This is a genomic window from Pectobacterium aquaticum (genome assembly GCF_003382565.3).
Classification (GTDB): Bacteria; Pseudomonadota; Gammaproteobacteria; order Enterobacterales; family Enterobacteriaceae; genus Pectobacterium; species Pectobacterium aquaticum.
Genome location: NZ_CP086253.1, coordinates 2,259,575 through 2,278,378 on the forward strand (window position 1 = coordinate 2,259,575; position 18,804 = coordinate 2,278,378).

The 18,804-nt window shown below is 50.8% G+C and carries 17 protein-coding genes and 1 pseudogene; 9 read left to right on the forward strand and 9 right to left on the reverse strand.

Going from position 1 to position 18,804, the window contains the following annotated elements; translation table 11 throughout:
- Positions 1-37: 37 nt before the first annotated feature.
- From prfA to kdsA, 5 genes are all read left to right on the forward strand, one after another.
- Positions 38-1,120, forward strand: coding sequence for a peptide chain release factor 1 (gene prfA / locus DMB82_RS10410; protein ID WP_116155263.1), 1,083 nt, complete (start codon positions 38-40; stop codon positions 1,118-1,120).
- On the forward strand, positions 1,120-1,965 hold the full coding sequence (prmC, locus tag DMB82_RS10415) for a peptide chain release factor N(5)-glutamine methyltransferase (protein ID WP_116162971.1): 846 nt from the start codon (positions 1,120-1,122) through the stop codon (positions 1,963-1,965). Before prfA ends, prmC begins: the two co-directional genes overlap by 1 nt.
- Before the next feature lie 5 nt (positions 1,966-1,970).
- Complete coding sequence (locus DMB82_RS10420; RefSeq protein WP_116162973.1) at positions 1,971-2,372, forward strand: SirB2 family protein; 402 nt, start codon at positions 1,971-1,973, stop codon at positions 2,370-2,372.
- A gap of 2 nt (positions 2,373-2,374) precedes the next feature.
- Positions 2,375-3,184 carry an invasion regulator SirB1 gene (gene sirB1 / locus DMB82_RS10425; protein WP_102116508.1) on the forward strand — a complete coding sequence of 270 codons (810 nt, stop codon included), beginning with the start codon at positions 2,375-2,377 and terminating at the stop codon, positions 3,182-3,184.
- A gap of 75 nt (positions 3,185-3,259) precedes the next feature.
- Positions 3,260-4,114 carry a 3-deoxy-8-phosphooctulonate synthase gene (gene kdsA, locus DMB82_RS10430; RefSeq protein ID WP_039480687.1) on the forward strand — a complete coding sequence of 285 codons (855 nt, stop codon included), beginning with the start codon at positions 3,260-3,262 and terminating at the stop codon, positions 4,112-4,114.
- Between the two features lie 83 nt (positions 4,115-4,197).
- Here the strand turns inward: kdsA and ydgH are convergent, their stop codons facing one another.
- Entirely contained in the window at positions 4,198-5,151 is a 954-nt protein-coding gene (gene ydgH, locus DMB82_RS10435; protein ID WP_102116509.1) for a DUF1471 family protein YdgH, read from the reverse strand.
- Positions 5,152-5,731: 580 nt separating this feature from the next.
- On the opposite strand from ydgH, the gene pntA reads away from it, so the two are divergent.
- Both pntA and pntB read left to right on the forward strand, forming a co-directional pair.
- Positions 5,732-7,261, forward strand: a complete 1,530-nt coding sequence (gene pntA, locus DMB82_RS10440) for a Re/Si-specific NAD(P)(+) transhydrogenase subunit alpha (protein WP_102116510.1) — start codon at positions 5,732-5,734, stop codon at positions 7,259-7,261.
- 10 nt (positions 7,262-7,271) lie between these two features.
- Positions 7,272-8,660: a Re/Si-specific NAD(P)(+) transhydrogenase subunit beta gene (gene pntB, locus DMB82_RS10445; protein ID WP_116162975.1), complete on the forward strand. Its 1,389-nt coding sequence runs from the start codon at positions 7,272-7,274 to the stop codon at positions 8,658-8,660.
- A gap of 140 nt (positions 8,661-8,800) precedes the next feature.
- Here the strand turns inward: pntB and uspE are convergent, their stop codons facing one another.
- The 3 genes from uspE to ogt all read right to left on the reverse strand — a co-directional run bounded on the left by uspE (position 8,801) and on the right by ogt (position 11,507).
- Positions 8,801-9,751 (reverse strand): universal stress protein UspE, encoded by a 951-nt coding sequence (gene uspE / locus DMB82_RS10450; RefSeq protein ID WP_102116511.1) that lies wholly within the window; start codon positions 9,749-9,751, stop codon positions 8,801-8,803.
- 190 nt (positions 9,752-9,941) lie between these two features.
- Positions 9,942-10,688 (reverse strand): fumarate/nitrate reduction transcriptional regulator Fnr, encoded by a 747-nt coding sequence (fnr, locus tag DMB82_RS10455; RefSeq protein ID WP_005968491.1) that lies wholly within the window; start codon positions 10,686-10,688, stop codon positions 9,942-9,944.
- A gap of 282 nt (positions 10,689-10,970) precedes the next feature.
- Positions 10,971-11,507: a methylated-DNA--[protein]-cysteine S-methyltransferase gene (gene ogt / locus DMB82_RS10460; RefSeq protein WP_102116512.1), complete on the reverse strand. Its 537-nt coding sequence runs from the start codon at positions 11,505-11,507 to the stop codon at positions 10,971-10,973.
- Between the two features lie 504 nt (positions 11,508-12,011).
- Here ogt and DMB82_RS10465 point away from each other — a divergent pair.
- Positions 12,012-13,307, forward strand: a complete 1,296-nt coding sequence (locus tag DMB82_RS10465; protein WP_116162976.1) for a Gfo/Idh/MocA family oxidoreductase — start codon at positions 12,012-12,014, stop codon at positions 13,305-13,307.
- A gap of 111 nt (positions 13,308-13,418) precedes the next feature.
- Positions 13,419-14,738: an ABC transporter substrate-binding protein gene (locus DMB82_RS10470; RefSeq protein WP_102116514.1), complete on the forward strand. Its 1,320-nt coding sequence runs from the start codon at positions 13,419-13,421 to the stop codon at positions 14,736-14,738.
- A 68-nt stretch (positions 14,739-14,806) separates the two neighbouring features.
- Here the strand turns inward: DMB82_RS10470 and DMB82_RS10475 are convergent, their stop codons facing one another.
- From DMB82_RS10475 to DMB82_RS10495, 5 genes and pseudogenes are all read right to left on the reverse strand, one after another.
- Positions 14,807-16,036: an SAM-dependent methyltransferase gene (locus DMB82_RS10475; RefSeq protein ID WP_116162978.1), complete on the reverse strand. Its 1,230-nt coding sequence runs from the start codon at positions 16,034-16,036 to the stop codon at positions 14,807-14,809.
- Positions 16,033-16,758 (reverse strand): DUF1365 domain-containing protein, encoded by a 726-nt coding sequence (locus tag DMB82_RS10480; RefSeq protein ID WP_116162980.1) that lies wholly within the window; start codon positions 16,756-16,758, stop codon positions 16,033-16,035. Before DMB82_RS10480 ends, DMB82_RS10475 begins: the two co-directional genes overlap by 4 nt.
- On the reverse strand, positions 16,751-18,019 hold the full coding sequence (locus tag DMB82_RS10485; RefSeq protein ID WP_116162982.1) for an NAD(P)/FAD-dependent oxidoreductase: 1,269 nt from the start codon (positions 18,017-18,019) through the stop codon (positions 16,751-16,753). Before DMB82_RS10485 ends, DMB82_RS10480 begins: the two co-directional genes overlap by 8 nt.
- Before the next feature lie 78 nt (positions 18,020-18,097).
- Positions 18,098-18,279 (reverse strand): annotated as a pseudogene (locus DMB82_RS10490) (short-chain dehydrogenase); the annotation flags it as partial.
- Positions 18,280-18,323: 44 nt separating this feature from the next.
- The gene (locus tag DMB82_RS10495; RefSeq protein WP_116155256.1) at positions 18,324-18,803 is read right to left on the reverse strand and encodes a nuclear transport factor 2 family protein; all 480 of its coding nucleotides are present in this window, start codon (positions 18,801-18,803) and stop codon (positions 18,324-18,326) included.
- Position 18,804: the final 1 nt, after the last annotated feature.

The window sequence follows — 18,804 nt, forward strand, 5'->3', positions numbered from 1 at the left end:
CTACTATTTATTTCTACTACAGGATTTAACCGCCCGCATGAAGCCTTCTATTGTTGCTAAACTGGAAGCGTTACAAGAACGCCATGAAGAAGTCCAGGCGTTACTCGGTGAGCCCAGCGTCATCGCTGATATGGATCGCTTTCGCGCGTTGTCGCGAGAATATGCGCAGCTCACTGATATTACCCGCTGTTTCCAGCAATGGCAGCAGGCGCAAGAGGATCAGCAAACCGCAGAAATGATGCTGGACGATCCTGAAATGCGCGATATGGCGCAGGAAGAGTTGAAAGAAAGCAAAGCGACTATTGAAGCACTGGAGCAGCAGCTTCAGGTGCTGTTGTTGCCGAAAGATCCCGACGATGAGCGCGGCTGTTTTCTGGAAGTGCGCGCCGGAACCGGCGGTGACGAAGCGGCAATCTTTGCCGGCGATCTGTTCCGTATGTATAGCCGTTATGCTGAAGCACGCCGTTGGCGTGTTGAGGTGGTGAGCGCCAGCGAGGGTGAACATGGCGGTTATAAAGAAGTTATCGCCAAAATCTCTGGTGATGGAGTGTACGGCCAGCTCAAGTTTGAATCCGGCGGTCATCGCGTTCAGCGTGTTCCTGCGACTGAATCTCAAGGGCGCATTCATACCTCGGCCTGTACGGTCGCCGTGATGGCGGAAGTGCCAGAAGCGGAGATGCCGGACATCAACCCGGCGGATTTGCGTATCGATACCTTCCGCTCTTCTGGCGCGGGCGGTCAGCACGTTAACACCACCGATTCCGCCATCCGTATTACCCACTTGCCAACCGGTATTGTCGTGGAGTGCCAGGACGAGCGTTCACAGCACAAAAACAAAGCCAAAGCGTTGTCGGTGTTGGGCGCGCGTATTCGTGCCGCAGAAGTGCAGAAACGTCAGTTGGAAGAAGCGTCAACCCGCCGTAACCTGCTCGGCAGCGGCGATCGCTCTGACCGTATTCGTACTTACAATTTCCCGCAGGGAAGGGTGACCGATCACCGCATTAACCTGACGCTTTACCGACTGGATGAAGTCATGGAAGGGAAACTGGACACGCTGATTCAGCCGGTCGTGCAGGAATACCAGGCCGATCAGCTTGCTGCGTTGTCCGAGCAGGAATAATGACGTATCAGGATTGGTTAATCTCGGCCACGGCGCAGCTTGCGGCGGGAGAAAGCCCGAAGCGAGATGCGGAAGTTTTGCTGGGGTTTGTGACTGGCAAGTCCCGCACGTTCCTGCTGGCGTTTGGTGAAACTGAGCTGAACGCGGCTGAACAGCAGCAGTTAACCGAGCTGCTGCTGCGTCGTGAACAGGGGGAACCTATTGCCTATTTGATCGGCGTGCGTGAGTTCTGGTCACTGCCGCTGGCCGTGTCACCCGCCACGCTGATTCCTCGTCCCGATACCGAATGTCTGGTCGAACAAGCCTTGCTACGCCTGCCTCAAACGCCGTGTGCTGTGCTGGATTTGGGCACGGGAACCGGTGCGATTGCGCTGGCGCTGGCGAGTGAACGGCGTGATTGCCGGGTGACTGGCGTTGATGTTCAACCCGATGCCGTTGCGTTAGCGACAAAAAACGCCCAGCAATTGGGGCTCGACAACGCCCATTTCTTATCCGGAAGCTGGTATTCACCGCTTGATCACACCCGCTTTGCGCTTATCGCCAGTAACCCCCCGTATATTGATGCCGATGATGTGCATCTGTCGCAGGGCGATGTCCGTTTTGAACCTGCCAGCGCGCTGATTGCCGCCGACAACGGACTGGCGGATTTACGCACGATTATTGAATCCGCGCCGCATTATTTGGACGACGGTGGCTGGCTGCTGCTGGAACATGGCTGGCAGCAGGCTGATGCGGTGCGTCAGCTATTGCAGGCCCGAGGATTTACACAAATAGAAACCTGTCAGGACTATGGTGGCAATGACCGCGTGTCGTTAGGACGCTGGTCGGATGCCCCAATTTATTAGGAGCAATGGACGTGATAACTCTTTACCCAGCCACGATATATCTGCATCTGGCAACGGTTGGTATCAGTATTTCCCTGTTTGTGATTCGTTTTTTTTGGCTGTGCCGGCAATCCGCTATGCTGCAACAGCGCTGGGTGAAAATCCTGCCGCATATTAACGACACCTTGTTATTAATCAGCGGTATTGGTTTAATCGTTCTCAGCCATACGTATCCGTTTACTCCCGAGCAAAGCTGGCTGACGGAAAAACTGTTTGGCGTTATCATTTATATCCTTCTTGGCGCTATCGCCTTGGGGAAACGCCCCCGTAGTCAGAACGTTCGCTGGCTGGCGTTTGTATCTGCTTTACTATGCTTTGGTGCGGTCGTGCTGTTGGCACTGACGCAGTCACCGTTGCTGATGGAATAATTATGAGTGCTATTGCTGATTTTGAATTCAACCAGTCACTGCTAAGTGATGGTGTCGTGTTGGTTTCACAGGCGATTCGCCGCGACTTTCCCGCTCAGGATGTGCGGCAAAATCTGCAACAGTTGGTTGAGAGCGCCCGAGCCGCTATTCCTGACGATCTTGAGCAAGATCTTCAGCTTGAAAAACTGATTGAGCTGTTTTATCACACTTGGGGATTCGGTGGTGCGGGTGGCGTTTATCGCCTATCTGATGCGCTGTGGCTGGATCAGGTGCTTGAATCTCGTCAGGGCCTGCCAGTGTCGCTGGGTATCATCTTTCTGCATATCGCCAATGAACTCGGTCTGCCGCTGATGCCGGTGATTTTCCCGACGCAGCTGATTCTGCGCGCCGACTGGCTTGATGAAGAGATGTGGCTGATCAATCCGCTAAATGGCGATACGCTGAGTGAACATGTGCTGGAAGTGTGGCTGAAAGGGAATATTGGCCCGTCAACCCGTCTGCTGGATGAAGATCTGGATGAAGCCGAGAATGTCCTGATCGTGCGTAAAATGCTCGACACGCTGAAAGTCGCCCTGATGGAAGAAAAACAGATGGAGCTGGCGTTGAGAGCCAGCGAAGCCGTGCTGCAGTTTGACCCGGACGACCCTTACGAAATCCGCGATCGCGGCCTGATTTATGCTCAACTGGATTGCGACCATATTGCGCTGTCCGATCTCAACTACTTCGTTGAACAGTGCCCGGAAGATCCGGTGAGTGAAATGATCAAAGTACAGATTCACTCGATAGAGCAGAAACAGATTGTCTTGCATTAAAACAACAGTCTTACATTAAGAAACCGTTTTGCAGTAATGCTACGTTAATTTATTTCCCGACATGAAGGTAAAAGTATGACGAATAAAGTGGTCAAGATAGGGGATATCCCCGTCGCCAATGATCTGCCTTTTGTGCTGTTTGGCGGCATGAATGTTCTTGAATCACGCGATCTGGCGATGCGCATTTGTGAGCATTACGTCACGGTCACGCAGAAGTTGGGCATTCCTTACGTGTTCAAGGCGTCATTCGATAAGGCTAACCGCTCCTCGATTCACTCTTACCGCGGTCCCGGTCTGGAAGAAGGGATGAAAATCTTCCAGGAACTGAAACAGACATTTGGCGTAAAAATTATCACTGACGTGCATGAATCGCATCAGGCCCAGCCCGTTGCCGATGTGGTTGATGTGATCCAACTTCCTGCGTTTTTGGCACGCCAAACCGATCTGGTGGAAGCGATGGCGAAAACCGGTGCAGTAATCAACGTGAAAAAACCGCAGTTCGTCAGCCCGGGGCAAATGGGGAACATCGTCGATAAATTTATCGAAGGTGGCAACGATCAGGTGATTTTGTGCGATCGCGGCAGCAACTTCGGTTACGACAATTTGGTTGTCGACATGCTGGGTTTCAATGTCATGAAGCACGCTTCCAACGGTGCGCCAGTGATTTTTGACGTGACGCATGCGCTGCAGTGCCGCGACCCGTTTGGGGCGGCGTCCGGTGGCCGTCGTGGGCAGGTCACTGAACTGGCGCGAGCCGGTATGGCTGTCGGTCTGGCAGGGCTATTCATTGAAGCTCACCCGGATCCTGCGAATGCGAAGTGTGATGGTCCGTCTGCGCTGCCGTTGGATAAGCTAGAGCCGTTCCTGCAACAGATCAAAGCGATTGACGATCTGGTGAAAAACTTCCCAGAACTGGATACCAGCAAGTAATTTTACTCACTAAAAAACCCGCGATATCGCGGGTTTTTATGTTTATAACGTTCGCCGTTTTCTACGACACAGCGCGATGTCTGTTATTTATAGAGATCGGCACTGATGGTCATGTTGTTGCCTTTGCCTTCCCACTGTCTGGTGATGTGGTAGTACTTGGCACCTTTCTCGCCCGCACGTTTAGCAACGGCTTCGGATATTTGTGTCGTATTGGTGTAGTTCCCGCGGAACTGAATAGAGTCGAAAGGCACCATCTGTGCGGCTGTGGCGTTGTTCAATTCCTGAATTTGTGCGCCATCAGGCAATGTTACCGTGTAACGTCCACCTTTTGACGACTGCGTTTCAAAAAAGTTGCCCACGCTGCGGCTGGGGCTATCGGAGTAAGCAACGCCTGGAATTTCTACTTTCGCTGCCTCTGCACCACCAGCAGCTAGTGCAGCGCGACCCGCATCAGAATCTGCAGGGATCGCATCAGGTTTCTGAAGCTGGCGTTTTGGCGCATCGGCTTTATAGATAAATGCGGTAGCTTTTTGATTAGCACTATTCGAATTCACATCAACCTGACGAACGATGTAGAACGAATAGGCATTTTTCTCTTTTGCTGCTTTCGCAATGGCGTCGATCAGGTCAGGCTGAGTGCTGAATAAACCGCTCACCGTGACGGTGTCATAAGGCTCCAGCAGATAGGCTGCATCTTTCGGCAGCTCTTTCACGCCGTAGATAGTGCGATATTGCACGTTCTGTTTTGCTTTAGGAGCATCTCTATGGTATAGGTCGACGGTCACGTTCCAGTAGTCGCCTGAGTTAGCATCCGTCATAGACTGAACATAAAACGACGCTGCACCCAACTTATCAGCCCGTGTTGAGGATGCCGCGACCGCTTCATTGATCGCGTTAAAACGCCCTTTAAATGTAATTCTTTCAAAGGGTTGCAGGTTTTTTGCCTGTTCAGGCGTAAGTTCCTGCGCAGCCTGCGCTGAAAATGCCGAGAGTGATAACAACAATGTGGATGCAATAACAGTAGTGTTCAGCTTCATAAAAAAATCCTTTCGCCTTCCTGCCACTCGAATTATTTAAGGTATAGCAATCAACCTGTAACGGAATGGGGCTGATTATCGCACGGAATAAATTCTTGTGCTTTAGCATTTTCAGCGGGCGGAAAGGCCATGACACTTCGGCTTGCAACAAGAAAAGTGCTAATAATAACGGTTAATGATTGTTTTGGCATCATAAGGGATATTTATACAATTTATCGTATTAACAACCTTGTAACACATCGTTTTTGTGAAACAGCCCAGAAAAATACTTCTATAATAATGCTACAAAAGGCAGAGAAGACCATGATTTTCGACCAAGAAAGGCTGGCAGAACCTTTGATAACTCGGCTTTTCTGTGAAATTCATTTTATTTATGGATCATCGATCACATTTTCAGTACGTTATAAATGAGTTCGCCTACCGTGAGACGCCTCAAAAAACGTGTGGTAAGAAGATGATAAGTCTCTCTTCCTACCGCGTGAATGCGGGGATACAGGGTGCAGTAGGTCTCGGCGAATTCGTATAACAGAATAGGGTGAGAATAATAACCTTCGTTAAAATAAGCGAAAAGGGTATCAGCATGCGTATTGGTGTACCAAGAGAGCGGTTGGCCAATGAAGCCCGTGTAGCAGCGACGCCGAAAACGGTTGAACAGCTGCTGAAACTGGGCTTTACGGTCTCGATAGAACGTGAAGCGGGAAAACTGGCAAGTTTTGATGATGCGGCATACGAAGAAGTCGGTGCGTCGATCGTTGACAGTTCGGAAGTCTGGCAAGCCGATATCGTCCTGAAGGTGAATGCACCGCAGGATGATGAAATCGAACTGACCCGCGCGGGCAGTACGGTTGTCAGCTTTATCTGGCCAGCGCAAAACCCAGAGTTGCTGGAGAAGCTGGCTGCCCGTCAGGTGACGGTGATGGCGATGGATTCCGTGCCGCGTATTTCGCGCGCGCAGTCATTGGATGCGCTCAGCTCGATGGCTAACATCGCGGGCTATCGTGCCATCGTTGAAGCCGCTCACGAATTTGGCCGCTTCTTTACTGGACAGATTACCGCTGCAGGTAAGGTTCCGCCTGCTAAGGTCATGATTATCGGTGCTGGCGTGGCCGGTTTGGCTGCGATCGGTGCCGCAGGTAGCTTAGGAGCTATCGTTCGTGCTTTTGATACCCGCCCTGAAGTAAAAGAGCAGGTTAAGAGCATGGGGGCTGAGTTCCTCGAACTCGACTTTGAAGAAGAAGCGGGCAGCGGCGACGGCTATGCCAAAGTCATGTCCGAAGCCTTTATCAAAGCGGAAATGGAACTGTTTGCCGCTCAGGCAAAAGACGTCGACATTATCGTCACTACCGCACTGATCCCTGGAAAACCGGCACCGCGCCTGATCACCAAAGAAATGGTGCTGAGCATGAAACCCGGTAGCGTGATTGTCGATTTAGCGGCGCAAACGGGCGGGAACTGCGAACTGACCGTAGCCGATCGTGTCACTGTGACGGAAAACGGCGTCAAAATTATCGGTTACACCGATTTGCCTAGCCGTCTGCCGACGCAATCTTCACAGCTTTACGGCACGAACTTGGTTAACCTGCTGAAATTACTCTGCAAAGAGAAAAATGGCGAAATCGACGTCGATTTTGACGATACCGTGATTCGCGGTGTGACCGTCATTAAAGAAGGTGAAATTACCTGGCCAGCACCGCCGATTCAGGTTTCCGCACAGCCACAGCAGGCGAAACCTGCCGCTGCGGTAGTGAAGGAAGAAGCTAAACCAACGTCGCCGTGGAAGAAATATGCGTTCCTCGTCATCGCCATCCTGCTGTTTGGCTGGCTGGCCGATGTTGCGCCTAAAGAGTTCTTGTCTCACTTTACCGTTTTTGCGCTGTCCTGCGTGGTGGGCTATTACGTTGTCTGGAATGTCAGCCACGCCTTGCACACGCCATTGATGTCAGTCACTAACGCAATATCAGGCATTATCGTTGTCGGAGCATTGTTGCAGATCGGCCACGGCGGATGGGTGTCGTTCTTCTCGTTCATTGCCGTATTGATCGCCAGCATCAATATTTTCGGTGGTTTCACCGTGACTCAGCGCATGCTGAAAATGTTCCGTAAAAACTAAGGGGTAACACATGTCTGGTGGATTAGTAACTGCTGCATACATTGTTGCCGCAATTCTCTTTATTTTCAGTTTGGCTGGGTTGTCCAAGCACGAAACGTCGCAACAAGGGAACATCTTCGGTATCAGCGGTATGGCGCTTGCGCTGATCGCGACGATTCTGGGACCGGATTCTGGCAACGTGGGTTGGATCATCATTGCTATGGCGATCGGTGGATCAATCGGTATTTATCTGGCGCGTAAGGTTGAAATGACCGAAATGCCAGAACTGGTCGCGATTCTGCACAGCTTTGTGGGCTTGGCAGCGGTACTCGTTGGCTTTAATAGCTTCCTCGACCACGGTGAAATTACCGATCCGGTGATGGTCAATATCCATTTGACGGAAGTCTTCCTGGGTATCTTCATCGGTGCCGTGACTTTCACTGGCTCGGTTATTGCGTTCGGTAAACTGCGTGGCAATATTTCCTCCAAGCCATTGATGCTGCCTCATCGCCATAAAATGAATCTGGCGGCGCTGGTTGTATCTTTCCTGCTGTTGCTGGTTTTCGTCAATACGGGCAGCGTAGCGTTGCAGGTACTGGCGCTGATTCTGATGACGGCGATTGCACTGGTATTTGGCTGGCATCTGGTTGCATCGATTGGCGGTGCGGACATGCCAGTCGTCGTTTCTATGCTGAACTCCTACTCTGGTTGGGCAGCGGCAGCAGCGGGCTTCATGCTGAGCAATGACCTGCTGATCGTGACCGGTGCTCTGGTGGGTTCTTCTGGTGCGATTCTGTCTTACATCATGTGTAAAGCGATGAACCGTTCCTTTATCAGCGTGATTGCCGGTGGTTTTGGTACGGATGGCGTGTCCTCTGGTGAGAGTGAAGAAGTCGGTGAATACCGTGAGGCTTCAGCGGAAGACGTGGCTGATTTACTCAAGAACTCAACTTCAGTCATCATCACGCCGGGATACGGTATGGCCGTCGCGCAGGCGCAGTACCCTGTGCATGACATCACCGCAAAACTGCGTGCGCGTGGCATCAACGTTCGCTTTGGTATTCACCCGGTTGCAGGGCGTCTGCCTGGTCATATGAACGTGCTGTTGGCTGAAGCAAAAGTCCCTTACGACATCGTGTTGGAAATGGATGAAATTAATGACGATTTCACCGATACTGACACTGTGCTGGTCATTGGCGCGAATGACACCGTTAACCCTGCGGCGCAAGAAGATCCACACAGCCCAATCGCTGGTATGCCAGTGCTGGAAGTGTGGAAAGCGCAGAATGTCATCGTGTTCAAGCGTTCCATGAATACCGGTTACGCGGGCGTACAGAACCCGCTGTTCTTTAAAGAGAACACGCAGATGCTGTTTGGCGATGCCAAAGACAGCGTTGAGGCGATTCTGAAAGCACTGTAAACGTGACAGGAAGTAGAAAACGAAAGGGGCGATTTCGCCCCTTTTTTACATCTCAAATATAGCGATACGTGGCATCGCCCAAAAATAATGCCAGCACTGAGGCTGGCATTATTTGGTGCTGAGCGAGATGAAACAAGCAATCAGCTGTTACCGCCGTCTTCTAACATAATCGGTGACACGAAATCATCGGGTTTGATTGCAAGTAAATCGCACTTCAAGTGATCGATCACATGCTCGACGGTATTGCCGATAAAGGCAGCGGAAAGGCCGGTTCTGCCCAGCGACCCTAACACTACCACACCCGCCTGCAAATGTTCTGCCAGATCGGGAATCACTTCTTCCGGCAGCCCTTTTTCTACGTGCGTCACGCGTTCATCCAGACTGAACTTCTGCCGTAGGGATTTCATAGCGATAAGGTGCTGCCCGCGAATCGCATCGTTGTAGACGCTGGGATCGAAGTCAGGTAGTTCAATGGCGATATTGATGGGGGTAACAGGGTAGGCACCGACCAGATGAACCTCGGTCTGATCAACCTGTTGTGCCAGCTCCAGCGTTTCCGATACCAGTTTGATATTGAGCGGATCGTGATAAGGGTCTTCGCTAGCCAGATTGACAGCAACCAGCGCACGGCCTTCGACTGGCCAAGGCTGATCTTTTACCATCCAGACGGGGCAAGGACATTTGCGCAGTAGCTGCCAGTCGGTTGGCGTAAAGATAACCGCTTCCAGCCGATCGTGCTGATGCGCCATTTTCAACAACAGGTCATGTTGCCCGGAAATGACTTCCCGAATAATGGCTTCAAAAGGCTTATTGTGCCACACCACTTTGATTTCTATCGAAACGCCAGCGTCAAGGTAGTATTTGCACTGTTCCGCAATCCACTCAGTCCGTTGCTGAATAACGCCCTGACGCATTTCCACCCGTTCATCGGGAGAAAGCAGAGTGGTCATTTCATAAGAGAAATCATAAATCGGCAGAAATGCCTTGATACGGCCGCCAAGTCGTTGAACCAGGTAAACCGCCCGACGCAGCGCTGGTTGGTCATCCTGATTTGGGTCAATAGCTACCAGTAAGTTCTGATACTTTGCCATAGCTCCTCCAAACAGCTGTTACTCCACAGCCTGTCATTCAAGAGTACCGCAATGGAATCGTTTTGGACAACAGAGATAAGCCGCAGAATAACAAAATAGGAAATATCACGGAGGGTGCGGAAAGGAGGGGATAACATTGACGTTGCCACAGTAAAAAAAGCGGCAACGTCAAATGGTTAGGCTGGAAAGATCATTTGCGTGAGGAACCGGCTAATTCGGAAAGGGCATCAATATTCTCGATCGTGATGTATTTTCCTTTGACCGCCAGCGTACCGCTTTTCTGGAAACGCCCCAGCAGACGGCTGATGGTTTCAACGGTCAGCCCCAGATAGTTACCGATATCACCACGCGTCATGGTCAGACGGAACTCACGCGGCGAGAAACCACGTTGCGCGAAACGGCGGGAAAGGTTGTAGACAAATGCCGCCAAACGCTCTTCAGCATTCTTTTTCGACAGCAGTAAAATCATGTCCTGATCGCCACGAATTTCACCACTCATCAAACGCATCATCTGCTGGCGTAAGTTAGGCATTTTCCCTGAGAGATCGTCCAGCGTCTCGAAAGGAATTTCGCAGACCATTGACGTTTCCAGCGCCTGCGCGAAGCTCGGATGTTGGGCGGTCCCGATAGCATCAAAGCCCACTAAATCACCTGCCAGATGAAAACCGGTGATCTGCTCGTCGCCTTGCTCCGTGATGGTATAGCTTTTTATCGTCCCAGAGCGGATGGCGTAGAGCGATCTCAGTTCATCGCCAGCCTTAAACAGCGCCTGCCCCTTCTGGATAGGCTTCTTCCTTTCAATGATGTTGTCGAGCTGGTCGAGCTCGTGTTCATTCAGGGTGAAAGGGATGCATAGCTGACTGATACTGCAATCCTGACAGTGGATTGCACAACCGCCAGACTGGATGCGTCGGATAATTCGCTTTTCCGGGATCATAGGCTTTGCTCAGGCAATAATTGATATTGGTCAATTTTAACAGCTTTTATCGGCTCTGATAAGACCGATAATCACCGGAATAGACCAATAAATAGTGAACTAACTATAATTTTTCAATTTTTCTGGGAAATATTTCGATATATAAGACCTGTGCGGAGATAATATTTTCGCCCATTACGTTACTGAACGGTTAACACGTTGATTAATCCGAATCACTTATGATGATAAGCAATTCTGAGGGCATTTTCGGATGTCTCGAAGCGCAAAAATTATAACGGAAAACTATTCTGTTGAAGTAAAGCGCTGTTTGGGTAAATAGCCTTCGTGAGCGAGCAGCCACTGCTTACGGTGAATGCCACCCGCATAGCCCGTCAGCGCGCCGCCAGTACCGATAACACGATGGCACGGAACCACGATGCTGACAGGGTTGGAGCCGTTTGCCATGCCGACCGCACGCGCTGCGCTGGGGCGTCCCAGTAGCGTTGCAAGTTCTCCGTATGTGGTAATTTCTCCGCAGGGGATTCGACGTAATTCCCGCCAGACCTGCTGTTGAAATTCGGTCCCTACGGAAGCTACGGGCAGCGTATCAATAATCGCTAATTCACCATCAAAATAGCGTTGCAGGCTGTCTGTCAGACCACCGGGATTATGACGCGATTGTAACGAAAAGGGATCATTTCGATAACTGCGATTGAGTGAGCGAAATAAATCGTCTTCATACTCGCGCCACTCGACGGCACGCAAATGATTATTTTCATCAGCAATAATCAATAACTCCCCGAGCGGAGTTGCCATAGTGTCCTGAAAAAATGTCTGCATAGTGATTCCTTACGCGTTTGTCGCTTTCTTGCTTCTCTCGTGAGTAACGTGCCGATTATCCGGCATCCTCAGACGGATTGAAAATAAAGTTTGAATGTGGCGATCGGCACCCCGCTAGAACAAATCCCGTTGACGTACGAACACTTAGGAAAGGCAATGCACATCCAACGTGAGGTATGGAATGCACTTCATCTAACATTACTAATAAAATCAATCGCTAATGTGTAAAATGCTCAATTTGTATTTATGAGAGATGGAACATGCCAATCTTCATCCTACTGCCAGACAACATCATTGTATGGCAATAATATGAAGGTGAACGATGTTGGGATGTTCTATTTTTTTATGGCAAAGGCATAAGCGTGTAGGTAGGGCTTGTCATCATGAAAATTACTCTACCAGTCCCTTACTCGATATGTGCCAGTCAATCCAGTGAACGTTTTAGCATCCTGTTTTAGGTACGAAGAGCTATGTGTCCTACGTTATTTGGAGGAAATACGCAGAATGAAAAAAAAATATGCCGTAGTGGGAACGGGAGGCCGCGCGGGCCTTTACCTGGAATCGATCGCCAGGGATTATCAGGATCAGGGACAATTTGTGGCTTTTTGTGATACCAACCAGACGCGAATGAATTATGCCAACCAGATTGTCCATAAATATGGACACGATACTGTGCCGACGTATTGCGCCGATCAGTTCGAGCAAATGATCGCGGAAACCAAGCCGGATGTGGTTATTGTGACGTCTCTGGATCGGACGCATCATCACTATATTATCCGGGCAATGGAATTAGGCTGTGATGTCATCAGTGAAAAACCGATGACGATTGATGAAGAAAAATGTCAGGCAATTATTGATGCGATTAACCGTACTGGTCGTAAATTACGCGTGACCTTTAATTACCGCTACGCCCCGCATCACAGCAAAATCCGTGAATTAATTGCCGCTGGGTTAATTGGTGAAGTTTATTCCGTTCATTTTGAGTGGCTGCTGAATACTGAGCACGGGGCGGATTATTTCCGTCGCTGGCACCGTGACAAACGCAATAGCGGCGGACTGTTGGTTCACAAATCCACGCACCATTTTGACCTAGTGAATTTCTGGCTGAATAGCGAACCGGAAACGGTCTATGCGCAGGGCGATTTACGTTTTTACGGTAAAGCGAATGCGGAAGCGCGCGGTGTCACAGAATTTTATTCCCGGTCACATAATAGCGTGGCGGCAGAAAACGATCCGTTTGCACTGCATATGAATAAAAGCGAACAGCTGACCGCTTTATATTTAGATGCCGAACATGAAGATGGCTATTACCGCGATAAAAGCGTGTTCGATGACGGCATTAATATTGAAGATGTACTGGGTGTGATGGTGCGCTATAAGAGCAAAGCCATCATGACGTACTCATTAAATGCCTATTTGCCCTGGGAAGGGCTGAACGTGGTGTTTAATGGCAGCAAGGGCCGGTTAGAAATGAAACTGGTAGAAAAATCTTATGTAAACGGAGGCGGACAAAAAGAAGATGAAGGTGCGCTGAATGAGTGTGAAATAAAGGTCTATCCGATGTTTGATGAGCCTTATATCGTACCTGTTGAATTTAAAGCGGGCGGACACGGCGGCGGCGATCAGGTCATGTTAAACGATCTGTTTGGTACACCGGAACCCGATCCATTACATCGCGCAGCAGATTATCGTGATGGCGCAATGTCTATTTTAACCGGCATCGCTGCCAATCGATCATTACGCACCGAACGGCCAGTGAAAATAAGCGAACTGGCCGTTAACCTGAAAAGAGGGAATTAATCAGAGTACCTGCCATTTCAGGCAGCAAACGCTTCCGCATCCGTAGTACCTGTCTGTCCGCATACTGGCAGACAGGCGGAAACCTCCGAATATTATTATAAGGGTTTTATTATGGCGAAAACACGGAACACATTATCTCACCTACTCCTACTCTGTGCAGCGCTTCCCGTAGGCGCGGCATTTTCTCATCCTGCTGACGCCGCCGAGATCCGCATCTCTTGGTGGGGCGGCAACCAGCGACACGAGGCTACGCTAGCAGCGATTAACGCATTTCAAAAAGCCAACCCGACGGTTACTGTTAAAGCTGAATATGCTGGCTGGGACGGCTACCTTTCCCGTTTATCAACCCAGATGGCTGGTGGGCAGGAGCCTGATGTTATTCGTATCGACTGGAACTGGCTGCCGCAGTTTTCCCGCAATGGTGACGGCTTTTATGATTTGAATAAGCAAAAAGATATTCTGGGGCTGGGAGATTTTTCGCCTAACGCCCTGAAAACGGCGGATGTAAAAGGGAAGTTGCAAGGTCTCCCGATTTCGATGACGTCCCGTAGCATGATTTACAACAAAACCACCTGGGATAAAGCAGGCGTCGCCTATCCGCAAACCTGGGATGAGCTGTTCGCCGCCGGCCCGGTGTTTAAACAAAAACTGGGCGACAATTATTACCCGCTTGGCGTTGCTCAAGGTTCAAGCGATGTGCTGGATATTCTGACGCTCGGTCGTAGTTACATGGCACAGAAATACGGCATTGATATGATCGATGAGAAGAAGCAGATCATTGCCTATAGCCGCGATCAAGTACGGGAACTTTTCGGCTTTTATAAAAAGCTGGTTGATTCTCATGTGATACCCGATCAGCGCTATTTTTCCTCATTCGGCCGTACCAACGTCTATGAGATTCGTCCCTGGATTAATGGTGAATTAGCCGGTATGTACTTATGGGATTCAGCCATCTACACCTACTCCAGCAATATGCCGAAGGAGGCTCTGCTGGAAACGGGGCCATTCCTCACGATGCCCAATGCCAAAGATTCGGGGCTGACCACCAAACCGTCTTCGCTGTTCGCCATCAGCAAGAACAGCAAGCATCCTAAGGAAGCGGCGATGCTGATGAGTTTCATGCTGAGTAACCCGGAAGGCGTGAAAGCATTAGGATTGCAAAATGGGATGCCTGCTAACCCGAAAGCGCAAAAATTGCTGGAAGATATCGGCGTGATTAACCCCGGTAATCTGTTAGCGAATGCCTATCGGGCGGCCGCGGAGCAACCTGCGTCTAAAGTGCCTGTTTCACCGTTTATGGAAAATCAGGAGCTGGTTCAACTGTGGACGAGCAGTCTGCAAAAACTGGATTACGGTAACGGAGAAGTGAATAAGGTTGCCGATGATTTTCTGAACAGCGCTAACCGTGTATTAAAGCGTGCCATTCGATAACCAACGATGGCTAACGTGCGATGCCACATCTTTTGCGATATGGCATCGTGACGTTTTTTACACTGTGTCTATGGCCTTTCTGCAGTGAGCTGTACCGTGCTGATGGTGCGTGCGCGAAACCCCGCTTCACAATAGCAAAGGTAAAACACCCACAGGCGCTGGAAAGGTTCATCAAAGCCCTGAGCATTCAGCATATGCCACTGCTGATAAAAGCGCTGTCGCCATTCGCTGAGGGTGCGGGCATAGTCCTGACCGATATCAAACAGATCGCGGGTGATAAAATCGGTATGCCGCGTCATGGTGGTCGTCATCGCAGTAATTGAGGGCAGAAAACCGCCGGGAAAAATGTAGCGTTGGATAAAATCGACATTACGGCTGTAATGGCTGTAGCGCTGATCGGCAATCGTGATCGCCTGAAGCACCATGCGGCCTTGTGGACGCAGCAATTGCTGGCAGCGTTTGAAGAAGGTGGGCAAATACGCTTTTCCGACCGCCTCAATCATTTCGACCGACACCAGTTTGTCATACTGACCGGTCAACGCACGGTAATCCTGTAGCAGCACCGTGACTTTATGGCTCAGCCCCGCGTGCTGAATGCGCTCAACCGCGTAATCATACTGCTGCTGCGACAGCGTGGTGGTGGTGACGTGACAGCCATATTCCCGCGCGGCCAGTTCGGCTAATCCTCCCCAGCCGGTGCCAATTTCCAGTAAATGATCCGTTTCACAGAGTGCCAACTGTTCGCAGAGGCGACGCAGCTTGGCGCGCTGAGCGTCTTCCAGCGTCATTTCGGGTTGCTGATACCAGGCGCTGGAGTAGAGCATCTCGCTATCGAGAAAGCTGCGGTAAAAATGATTGCCCAGATCGTAATGGGCGGCGATATTTTTCTGTGCCTGCTGCGGGCGATTACGACGGCACCAGTGGATGAAACGATGAAATGGCCCCGTCAGCCAGCCAAAGCGCGTTTCAAGCGTATCGATTAGCGCCTGATTTTGCGCCAAAAGCTGGAGAACGAGCGTGAGGTTGGTTGAGCTCCAATCACCATCGATATAGCTTTCGCCGGCAGCGATACTTCCCCCCAGCAAGACACGGCGATAAACGCGGTGGTGATGTATCGTGATTTCACCTTGCAGCGTCGCGTGTTGATCCCCGAATAACGTTTCATTGCCTTCTGGTTCGCGAAGGCGCAACCCTCCGCCGTCTATTCGACTAAGCAGAAGAAACACCACTTTTCTGGCCCGAGTATAGCGAGCGGTATTGCTCGGGTGACGCACCAACTGTGTTTCCGTTGAACTCATGGGGTGTCCTTCTTTCCAGACTGCGGATGAGGATAAACGGGCGAGCGTTTAATCCACAGTTTCAAAGCCTGCCAATATATGGTGCAGGCGGTTTTCATCGTCATTAACGGCAGAGACCAAAGCTGAGCACGCAGGGTGGCACGAGTGAGCGGCTGACGATGCAGCACCAGCGTCGCGTCAAACTCGCGCCCTTGTCTGTGATTCTCGATGTGGATCCGCAGACGTGCGTCGGGCGGCGTGAGACGCCAGTGATACACCATGTCCATCGGGTTAAAAGGCGACACATGAAACGCTTTGGAAACCGGCGTAGAACCATCGGGGACGACGGCATAGGTATGACGTTCGTTCCAAGGGGTATTCCGCACTTCTGCCAATAACCAGCGTAGTTCGTTATGCTCATCGTACAAATAATAGAAATTGACCGGATTGAAATAGCAGCCCAGATAGCGTAGCTGACACAGCAGCAGCACTTTTCCTGTGAGGCGTTCCTCAGTTAGTTCCGCAATCCTATCCTGTGCTTTGGTTTTGATGTCGCCGCCACCGAGGTAATCGCCGCGACAAAATGACGCAGGGGAAAAGCGCTCCAGCGCAATGCCGACATGCGGCAACGCGGGGATCTCATCTAAATCGATTAACGTCATAAATAACGTATAGTCGAAACGATGCGTGACGGGTGTGAAGCGTCGATGCCGAACCTTGCCAACATACAAGGCGCTATTCATCTTGCACACTCTGATGGAGGAGGTTGACGACATCCAGCCCGCTTCTTACGCCATCTTCATGAAAGCCGTTGTACCAATAGGCGCCACAAAACCAACTGCGGTTGTGCCCATTAATACGTTCGCGCTGCTGCTGGTACGCTGTCGTCTGTTGAGTAAACACCGGGTGATGATAAATCGCGTGGTGCAGTATTTTATTCGGGTCGATATCCTGCTGGGGGTTCAGCGACACACAGAAGGTGGTTGATGAACGAATGCCTTGCAGAATGTTCATGTTATAGGTCACGGAGGCCCGTGCGTGGCTAAACGCCTGATCGACTGGCAGACGGTAATTCCAACTTGCCCATGCTCGCGGGTTATGAGGCAGAAGCCGAGTGTCGGTATGCAGGATCACGTGGTTCGGCTGATAGTGCATACCGCCGAGGATTCGTTGTTCATCGGGCGTACTCGTTGCCAGCAGCGCCAGCGCCTGATCGGAATGGCAGGCGAAAATCACCTGATCGAACCGATACGCCTGCTCGGCGGTATGCACCGTAACACCCGCTTCATCGCGCATTACCTGACTGACGGGTGTCTGAATGTGGATCGTTGCCCGATCGCGGATACGTTCTGTGAGTCGCCGCACATACTCCCGTGAACCGCCGGGAACCACCATCCACTGCGGGCGATTGACCAAATCCAGTAGCCCGTGATGGTTGAAGAAGGTCAGGAAAAGCGAAAGAGGAAAATGCCGCATGTCCTCAAGCGACGATGACCAGATCGCGGCCCCCATCGGCAAAAGATAGTGCTGGGCAAAGAACGGCGAGAATTTTTCCTGCTGCAATAAATGGCTTAGTGTCAGCCCCTGATAATCACCGCTGGCAAGATACCGCTTGCACACGCGATTAAAGCGCACAATCTCCGCAACGAAACGATAGAAACTGGGGCGGAGCAGGTTGCTGCGCTGGGCGAAGAGCGTGTTTAACGTATGGCCGTTATATTCCAGACCGGAAACTGGATTACTGACCGAGAAGCTCATTTCTGTCGGCTGACCGGTTAACCCCAACTCATCCAGTAGCGCAATAAAATGGGGGTAGGTTCGCTCGTTGTAGACAATAAATCCCGTATCGATGGCGTAGGTCGTGCCATCCTGAACCACATCGACCGTTGCCGTGTGGCCACCCAGATAATCGTTCGCCTCAAACACCGACACCTGAAAGCGATCGGATAATCTGAGTGCGCAGGTTAAACCAGAAATACCGCTACCGATGATGGCAATCTTCATACTTTTACCTTACTAACCGGCTGGCGAGCAGACGTTGCCATGACTGTGGGAGGACAGAAATCGCGTTGAGCAACAGTGCAAAGGGAAGGCGATCTCGCGAGCCAGCAAATCCAGCGATAGGCTGAGGGCGAAGTAGGCCAGCGCTGCCTTTGAGGCGCCATAGGCTTCCGCTCGATTTTTTCCTCGTCAATGACGCCGCTATCCAGATACTCACAGGTTCCCGCGTTGAGAATCACCAGATCGGCCGTGACACCGTTCAGCGTCTGCTCGATTCCAGAACTCGCCCCAGTAATCAACACGCGCGTCATGCTTGAAGTCTCGATTTCAGATAACCGATTAGCGGGCCAAGCAGAGGAACATGCTGATAAAGCATCTCGCCCATATCGTAATAATCATGCTGGTAGATAACTTTGTTGTCGGCGAAGATCAGGTGGCTACAGCCAGCTAATGTCAGCGGCGCGTTACGCTTTAATGACGGGTGTGCATAGTGCATCGTCCAGAACATCGTCGCACCGCCGCGGAAGGTATGGACATCGGCGATCTCGAACTGACAGTAGCTCAGCTTGTCGAGTGAATGAGAAAAGTAGCGATGCAAAGCACTCAACCCATGATGGCTGGAAACGGGGTCGATAAAGTGAATATCCTGATGATAGATATCACTCAGCTCCGTTAATCTCTCGGCTGTCAGTTCTCGATAAAATGCCCTTATTTTCAGCAGAATAGGCTCATATTCATCATTCTCTACCGAGATGTCGTCTTCCTCACGCGCTTTTTCTATCGTCATA